Origin of the sequence: Candidatus Amarolinea dominans (assembly GCF_016704685.1) — a bacterium.
Lineage (GTDB): Bacteria > Chloroflexota > Anaerolineae > SSC4 > Amarolineaceae > Amarolinea > Amarolinea dominans.
Genome location: NZ_JADIZS010000012.1, coordinates 170539 through 178393 on the forward strand (window position 1 = coordinate 170539; position 7855 = coordinate 178393).

Here is a 7855-nt window from a genome sequence, read left to right on the forward strand (position 1 = left end):
GCCGATCTGTTCCTGCAATGAGGTGTTCTATGCGCTTAGCAAGAATGATTCTGGCCGCGCTTTTGCCCGCCGCCATCATCGCCATCATCGTGCTCCCCACGCAGGTGGCGGGCAAGGAGGCCGGCCACGAGTGGTTCCAAACCGTGCCGACGCGCACGCCCACGCCGGCGCCGCCGACCGTAACGCCGACCGCGCTGCCGCCCACCGTCACACCGACGGCCCAACCGCCAACGGCCACCGCACCGCCTCCCACGGTGACACCCACTGACGCGCCTGCCACCGTCACCCCGCGCCCAGGGCCAACGGATACCCCAGAGCCTGGTGCGACGGATACGCCGACCGCGCCGCCGGCCACGGTCACGGGCGCGCCGGAGACAGGCACGCCCACCCCCACGCCTGCAGGCACACCGACGCCCACACGGCCGCCGGCCACGGCCGGTCTCAGCGTGGCCATCACCGGCGCCGTCATGGTGATGCCCGGACGGGCCTTCACGGTCAGCGTGGTGGCTGTCAACATCGGCAATGTGCTGCTGGAGCAGGGTGAGGTGCAGGTCATGATGCCGCCAGCCTTCACCTTGACGACGGCCCGGGCCTCCACAGGGAGTTTCGATGCCGGTCGTCGCCTGTGGCGGCTGACCAACCTGGCGCCCAACCAACCGCAGCAACTGACGCTGGTGCTCAGCGTGGGCAGCGGTGTGCCGCTTGGTTCCGTGCTGGACATCGAAGCCCAGGCCGCCGGCCGTACCGCCCTCTTGACGGTGGGTCTGCCACCCTCCTTCCTGCCGCCGGTGGGCGGCAATCCTGACCTGGCCGCGCAAGGTAGTCATGGTCGTCGCCGCGCCCCTGGACGTTGACCAGGTCGGCGCGCCGGGCATGACACAGGGAACGCCGGTCATCCACCGCGCGGCCGCGCCCGCGGCGCGACCAGCGCTGGCTCCGTCGCTGCTGGTGGGGCTGACCAGCCTGGTGGTCTACCTGCTCACCCTGGCGCCCTCCATCACCTGGCAGCACCACGGTGCAGACAGCGCAGAACTGGCCGTGGCCGCGGCCGTTCTGGGCGTGCCGCATCCGCCCGGCTATCCCACCTGGACCCTACTCGCCTGGCTCTTTACCCATCTCCCCCTCGCAGAACTGGCGCAGCGCGTGGCCCTGCTCTCTGCTTTCAGCGCCGCCGCCACGGTTGCCATCGTCGTCTGGCTGGTGCAAGCCCTGTGGCCACACCAGCCCGGCCAGCGCGCGGCCGCGGTGCTGGCCGGCCTGACCCTCGCCTTTCAGATGACCTTCTGGTCGCAGGCCATCCTGGTCGAAGTCTACGCGCTGCACACCCTCTTCGTCGCCCTGATCTGTGCATTGACCCTGCCCCAGGCGCCCGGCCATCCCGGCCGGCGACGCGTGGCGGCCTTCCTGTTCGGCCTGGGTCTGGGCAATCATCTCTCGCTCATCTTCTTCGCTCCATTGCTTCTGTGGGACGGGTCCCCCCGGTTTGACGGCGGCGCTATCGTTTCAGCGGCGCAAAGTAGAGGGTTTAGAGACCTGACCCTACTGCCCCTGCCCCTGCTGGCCGGGCTGGCGGTCTATCTCTACCTGCCCCTGGCTGCCGGCCGTCACCCCGTGCTGCTCTGGGGTGACGCCACGACGCCCGGCGGTTTCTGGTGGCTGGTCAGCGGACAACTCTACCGCGGCGCGCTCTTCGGCCTCACGGTCCCGGAAATGCTCATGCGCGCCCAGTCCTGGCTGAGCCTGCTGGCGCAGCCGTTGACCTGGCCAGGGCTGATCCTGGCCGCATTGGGGCTGTGGCGCCTGGCAACGCAGGCGCGACGCCTGGCCCTGCTCACGGTCGGCGTGGCGCTGATGGTTGCCATCGTCGCCCTCGGCTACGCCACCGCCGATGCCTTTGTCTACCTGCTGCCCTTACAAGTGTTGGCCGCGCTGTGGCAGGCGGCTGGGGTGCTGACCCTGGTCGCATGGTTGACGCGCGGGCGCGCGGGCGGCTGGATTTGGCTGCTCTGTCTGCTGCCTGTGGCGCTGCTCTGGCACAACTGGGCCAATGTGGACCTCAGCCGCGACACCGAGGCCCGTCAGTATGCGCTGGCTGCACTGGCCGCGGCCGCGCCCGACGCCCTGCTGATTGCTGACGGCGATGAGCACGCGTTCGCGCTGTGGTATGCGCAGGACGGGTTGGGAGAACGACCCGATGTGGCAATCGTTGAGCGCACCCTGTGGAACTTCGACTGGTACCGCCGTCACCTGGTGCAGCGCTGGCCCGATCTGTCCGCTGCCGCGGGGCCGGATGTGAACGACCTCATCGAGAGCCAGCGCGGCCGGCGCCCCATCTTCATCACCGATCCCGATGAAGATATGGCTCTGCGTTTCGAGTTGAGACCGGTCGGGACTCTATTTGAGGTGGCATGGCCCGGTTCACCGTAAACTGGTCGGGAGCATGTCCCAGCGCCGCCAGTAGTTTCCCGATCACCTGCACCACCGACTTCGCGCTCTGATTCGTCTCGATCCACAGCGCCGTGCCTGGAATCTGCGCCGGCGAGATCATGCCGTCCGCGCTGCTGGCGCGCACGAAGCGTGAATCCTCCTGCAGCGAGTCAATGTACAGCCGCGAAGCCATCGTCGCTTCGGGCGTCAGCCCCTGGGGCGAGATCAGCTTCCGCCCCAACGCGGCCTCGGTGATCTCCTCAAAACGCAGCGGCCGGCCCGCAGCATGGAGGATGGAGTACGCAGCGTCGAGATAGGTCATGGTGGTAATCCTCTAAATTACGGGCAGTTGTGTCTCTGGTCCGTCATCCGCAACCGGCAGACACCAGTTACGTTCGGTTTCCGGGTCGCGCAGCTCGGAAAGGCTAAACAACACGTTGAGAATCTGGTCGGCGCGCCAGCCCTTGACCGAAGGGATGTCTTGATACATAGCGATGTTCACCCTCCGCAATGTCAGGCGCTCGGCGGCCGGATTGTAGATGCTGCATAGGCCGAGGCGAGCAGAGCAAGCGTCATATTCTCAGCGATCACGTCATGGGGAATCAGCACATACTCCCACCGCTTGCCGCCGTAGCTCTTGGCATGATCGCTCGCCATCTGACACCAGTTCACTGCCGCGTCGCGCTTGACCAGGACGTCGGCATCGTTCAGCGCGTTTCTGGCCTTGGGTTCCAGCATGTAAATCACGGTTTCAGTCTCAGCGACGAAGTCCGGCTGGTATTCCAGGTGATCAGCGCCCTGTTTGTAGTAAATCTGGAATTGTCCCTTCGCCGGCCTGAACCACTTCAACGCTTCCCGCTCCAGGATGACCGCCAGAACCCGCTCCGGGTCCGATTGAAACTTCTGCACCGGATAGAGGCAGCGTGCGAACCCGCCGAACAAGTACTTCGACATGTTGCTCTTGTCGGCCGGTGACTGGCGGAAATTCAGCACCGGATCGGTGGCCGAGGCCGTGTACGCGCTGGGCTTCAGCTCGCTGAACCCCTTGCTGATCACCACGTCATAGCCAGCCGCCCCCTCCCAGAAATGCTGCTCCATTTGCGCGTGGACGAACTGGGTGATCGGCTTCTGGTAGCAGCGCAGCACTTTGCGTGTCTCATCTTCCGAGAGGTATGTCTGGAAGTGGCCGATCACTTGTGCGGCCAGGTCATAGAGCAAGTCGGCATGATCATCGTAGGAGATGTCATCGAAATCCACCAGGCCGCTGACCACGGTGTCCTCAAGCCGCGCTTCCTGGACGCCGCCCTTCCCCACAGCCAGGATCTCCAGTTGATTCGTGCCCAGGTGCTGGATCCACAGTTCTTCCGAAACCGGCGGGTAGCGCAGCGCATCCAACGCCAGCGTGAAGGGCGCGAAGCCTGAGCGCACCTCACCCTGCGGCACCACGAGGATGCGCGGGATGTCAATAGTCTGCTGAATCACCAGGTCGGAGGTCCTGGCCACGACCGCCGCGATGTCGGGCGGCGGCGTGATCCCCTCCAGCGCCAACTGAGCCGGCCGGTACTGGTTGGCAACCTCGCGCACCACCTGGGCCTGAATCTCGGGCCGTTGCAGATAGCTCACGCCGGGCACGCTTTGCGGCTGGCTTTCCAGCTTGCGGATCACCGCATAGGCGATCTGGGCGACTTTCTGCTCCTCCGGATTCCCAAAGACCGGCGGCGGGGTGGACTCAGGGATCTGGGTGCTGGCAGTGAGTTGTTCGGGCTGCAAGCCGAGCTTGGTAGCCAGTTGCGATTGCGACACCACGGTGACGGTCCTCTGGCGCAACTGCTCTGGATCAAGCTCCACCACTTGCACGTGAAGGGCAGAACCTGGCCGGTTCGCCTCATCTATGATCTCCTGGAACCTGTCGTGGGCGACGATGTTGAGCCGGTCTACCGCCATCACGCCGGTGCGTTTGCCGAAGGGCAGGCGCAGGCCGCGACCGATGGACTGTTCGATGAGGATGCGGGCGTTGGCGGCGCGCAGCGGCACGATGGTGTAGAGGTTCGTCACGTCCCAGCCCTCTTTCAGCATGTTGACGTGGACCACGATCTCGGTCAGTTCGTCGGGGCTTTCAACGGCCAGCAGCCGCTGCACCATTTCATCTTCCTCCGCGCCGGTGCGGCTGGAATCCACCTGGATGACGCGACCTTTGTAGCGGCCTTCGAAGAAGGCGTCCGACTGCACCAACTGCACCAACTGGCCGGCGTGGGTCGTGTCGCGCGCGATGACCAGGAGGAACGGCTTGACGATGGTGTTGCCCGTCTCGCGGGCGTAGGTTTCCAGCTCGACTTTGACGCTCTCGTGTAGCCGCAGACCGTCCTCCAACTTCAGCCGTTCGAGCGCCTCAGCGGACATACCGGCCGGGTTGAAGTTCTTGCGCGTGACCACCGCCGGCTCTTTGACGAAGCCATCCGCCATCGCCGCGCCCAGTGGGTAGCTGTAGATCACGTTCTTGAACGGAATCGCGCCCCGCGGCGTTTCGATCATGGGTGTAGCAGTCAGTTCCAGCCCCAGCACCGGTTTCAGCTCGTTGATGGCGCGCACCCCGGCCGACGCCCGGTAGCGGTGCGACTCGTCCATGATCAGCGTCAGGTCGTCCAGCCCGGCCAGGTAATCGAAGTAGCTTTGACCGATGTACTCGGAGAGGCGCTTGATGCGCGGGGATTTGCCGCCGCGCACTTCGGCGTTGATCTTCGAGATGTTGAAGATGTTGATCTTGCAGCGCAGCGTCACGTCGAAGAGCGTGCTGGCCGACCCCTCGTAGTTATCGCCCGTGATGATGTAGGGCGGGTTGGTGGCGAACTCGGCGATCCCTTTGAAAACGTATTTGGGCGTGTTGGGCGTGAAGTCGGTGATCAGCTTGTTGTAGATCGTCAGGTTGGGCGCCAGCACGAAGAAGTTGTTGAGGTCGTGCGCCAGGTGCAGATAGCTGATGAACGCGCCCATCAACCTCGTCTTCCCGACGCCGGTGGCAAGGGCAAAGCAGAGTGATGGGAAATCGCGCTCGAAGTCGGTGACTGATGGAAACTCGCTGCGGATCACCGCCAGCGCCGCCTCGACGCTGTTGCCCTTATGCGGCGGCACGATCTCGGTGATGCGATCCAGAATCTCCAGCGAGCGGCGTTGCGGCGGGCGCAAACTCAGGCGACCGGCAATAGCATTGACATGACGATTCATCTGCTTCCTGCCTTGAAATGATTGACCACAAAGAGCACAGAGAACGCAAAGATCATTTTTGGTTTTCTTCTTTGTGCGCTTTGCGTTCTCTGTGGCTGTTCGATGCGTGCCAGAGCGTCACCACAAAGAGCACAGAGAACGCAAAGATCATTTTTGGTTTTCTTCTCTGTGTTCTTTGCGTTCTTTGTGGCTGTCTTTCTACGCGTTCCAAATGTACTTGCGAATCTGGAAACGATAGGAACCGAAGTTGATCAGCATTCCGTGTTCCATCCGAGACGACTTGAGATAGCCCAGGATCTGCGCTTCGTGCTCGGGTGCGATTGCCTTTGCAGTCTTCAGCTCGATGATGAGAATATCATCAATGAGTAGGTCGGCGAAATAGTCGCCGATGAGCGTGCCATCTTCGTCGTAGACCTTAATCGGATGCTGCTGTGCGACCTTGTGCCCTGCCTTGCGCACCCGATGCGCCAACGCGTTTTCGTATACCTTCTCCAGATGCCCATGCCCGTGATAGACATGAATGGCATAAGCAATATCCCGCACCTCATCGCACAAAGCCATAATGTTTTGCATAGAACCCTCCTTGAAAGATTGGAAGATAGAGATTTGACCGCAGAGAGCACAAAGAGCGCAAAGACCTCTTTTTTCTCTGTGTTCTCTGCGTCCTTTGCGGTCATTTTGCAGCACGTATTTGACCACAGAGAGCACAAAGAGCGCAAAGACCTCTCTGTCTCGCGTCCTTTGCGGTCTCTTGCAGCACGTATTTGACCACGGAGCACAAGAGCGCAAAGACCTCTTTTTTCTCTGTGTTCTCTGCGTCCTTTGCGGTCATCTTGCAGCACGTATTTGACCACAGAGAGCACAAAGAGCGCAAAGACCTCTCTCTGTTTCTCTGCGTCCTTTGCGGTCATCTTGCAGCACGTATTTGACCACAGAGAGCACAAAGAGCGCAAAGACCTCTTTTTTCTCTGTGTTCTCTGCGTCCTTTGCGGTCATCTTGCAGCACGTATTTGACCACAGAGAGCACAAAGAGCGCAAAGCCTCCTTTTTCTCTGTGTTCTCTGCGTCCTTTGCGGTCATCTTGCAGCACGTATTTGACCACAGAGAGCACAAAGAGCGCAAAGACCTCTTTTTTCTCTGTGTTCTCTGCGTCCTTTGCGGTCATCTTGCAGCACGTATTTGACCACAGAGAGCACAAAGAGCGCAAAGACCTCTTTTTTCTCTGTGTTCTCTGCGTCCTTTGCGGTCATTCTGCAGCACGTATTTGACCACAGAGAGCACAAAGCGCAAAGACCTCTTTTTTCTCTGTGTTCTCTACGTCCTTTTGCAGTCATCTTGCAGCACGTATTTGACCACAGAGAGCACAAGAGCGCAAAGACCTCTTTCTCCTCCGTCCTTTGTCTTCCAGCCGTGTGGGAGCCACAGGGCGCAAGACCTCTTTTTTCTCTGTGTTCTCTGCGTCCTTGGGGTTATTCTCCAACTCCAAACAGCGACTTTTTGCGCTTTGATTGGCGTGTTGGAGCAAAAAGTATCTTGCAGGTACTTGGCCACAGGGCACGGCGCGACCTCTTTTTTCGCTGTGTTCTCCCCCAGGTTTTCCACCTTGAGGCTGTAATCATCGTGGCCCCATTCACAAGCCGCCAGCACTGTCTATCCGCAAAGGGATCTTCTTACGGACGGTGAGGTTGGGATACCGATCAGCACAGCCTGCACGGAACGACGCCAGACACAGCGCCAGCAGCGAAACGCTCCGGCCCACCTCATCGCTCAGCTTGGGCGAGCTGCTCCGGGCTGAGCGTCTGCGTGGTGACGTAGATGAAGTCGCTCTCGGTGGAATGGCCGTGCTGCCAGTAGACCGCGTCGCTGGGCGCATAAGTGAAGCCTTCCAGCTTGCACAGCGCCTCGGCGAGCATGGCCGCGTTGTACTGCTTGTTGATCACCCAGTTGCCCCAGCGGTCCTTCTCCAGCAGCGAAGGCGCCAGCCGGAAGTAGCGGAACCCGCCGCCACCCTGCCAGCCCACGGCCTGGGTGACGCCGCCCTTGTCCTCGCTATCAATGACCTTGCGCAGTCGCGGGATGATGTGTGTGTGGCAGTGCTCGCCCAGTTCGATCATGATCCAGCGCCGGCCCATCTTGTGCGCCACCGCGCCGGTGGTGCCCGAGCCGGCGAAAGAGTCGAGTACCCAGTCGCCGGGGTTGGTTGTCG

The 7855-nt window shown here is 61.6% G+C and carries 7 protein-coding genes and 1 pseudogene; 2 read left to right on the plus strand and 6 right to left on the minus strand.

The genetic code is table 11. The features are described from left to right. The first annotated feature begins 29 nt into the window (after window positions 1-29). Window positions 30-854, plus strand: coding sequence for a hypothetical protein (locus tag IPF85_RS09275; RefSeq protein ID WP_343407797.1), 825 nt, complete (start codon window positions 30-32; stop codon window positions 852-854). Beyond that, window positions 826-2427 carry a DUF2723 domain-containing protein gene (locus tag IPF85_RS09280; protein WP_343407798.1) on the plus strand — a complete coding sequence of 534 codons (1602 nt, stop codon included), beginning with the start codon at window positions 826-828 and terminating at the stop codon, window positions 2425-2427. The genes IPF85_RS09275 and IPF85_RS09280 overlap by 29 nt, the downstream gene beginning before the upstream one ends. Here the strand turns inward: IPF85_RS09280 and IPF85_RS09285 are convergent. From IPF85_RS09285 to IPF85_RS09310, 6 genes and pseudogenes are all read right to left on the minus strand, one after another. Further along, a complete protein-coding gene (locus tag IPF85_RS09285) occupies window positions 2339-2749 on the minus strand; it encodes a winged helix-turn-helix domain-containing protein (protein ID WP_343407799.1) in 411 nt (136 codons plus the stop codon). The genes IPF85_RS09280 and IPF85_RS09285 overlap by 89 nt on opposite strands. A 12-nt stretch (window positions 2750-2761) precedes the next feature. Beyond that, window positions 2762-2917, minus strand: a complete 156-nt coding sequence (locus IPF85_RS09290) for a hypothetical protein (RefSeq protein ID WP_343407800.1) — start codon at window positions 2915-2917, stop codon at window positions 2762-2764. Window positions 2918-2940: 23 nt separating this feature from the next. Then, entirely contained in the window at window positions 2941-5649 is a 2709-nt protein-coding gene (locus IPF85_RS09295) for a DEAD/DEAH box helicase family protein (RefSeq protein WP_343407801.1), read from the minus strand. Window positions 5650-5847: 198 nt separating this feature from the next. Further along, entirely contained in the window at window positions 5848-6222 is a 375-nt protein-coding gene (locus IPF85_RS09300) for a GxxExxY protein (protein WP_343407802.1), read from the minus strand. 334 nt (window positions 6223-6556) lie between these two features. Next, entirely contained in the window at window positions 6557-6814 is a 258-nt protein-coding gene (locus IPF85_RS09305; RefSeq protein WP_343407803.1) for a hypothetical protein, read from the minus strand. A 149-nt stretch (window positions 6815-6963) separates the two neighbouring features. Beyond that, window positions 6964-7855, minus strand: a pseudogene (locus IPF85_RS09310) (DNA methyltransferase); the annotation flags it as partial.

What these genes read in the sequence shown, in the direction of transcription:
- IPF85_RS09275 (WP_343407797.1), top strand. Translation starts at nt 30, where the DNA reads ATGCGCTTAGCAAGAATGATTCTGGCCGCGCTTTTGCCCGCCGCCATC.
- IPF85_RS09280 (WP_343407798.1), top strand. Translation starts at nt 826, where the DNA reads ATGGTCGTCGCCGCGCCCCTGGACGTTGACCAGGTCGGCGCGCCGGGC.
- IPF85_RS09285 (WP_343407799.1), bottom strand. Translation starts at nt 2,749, where the DNA reads ATGACCTATCTCGACGCTGCGTACTCCATCCTCCATGCTGCGGGCCGG.
- IPF85_RS09290 (WP_343407800.1), bottom strand. Translation starts at nt 2,917, where the DNA reads ATGTATCAAGACATCCCTTCGGTCAAGGGCTGGCGCGCCGACCAGATT.
- IPF85_RS09295 (WP_343407801.1), bottom strand. Translation starts at nt 5,649, where the DNA reads ATGAATCGTCATGTCAATGCTATTGCCGGTCGCCTGAGTTTGCGCCCG.
- IPF85_RS09300 (WP_343407802.1), bottom strand. Translation starts at nt 6,222, where the DNA reads ATGCAAAACATTATGGCTTTGTGCGATGAGGTGCGGGATATTGCTTAT.
- IPF85_RS09305 (WP_343407803.1), bottom strand. Translation starts at nt 6,814, where the DNA reads ATGACCGCAAAGGACGCAGAGAACACAGAGAAAAAAGAGGTCTTTGCG.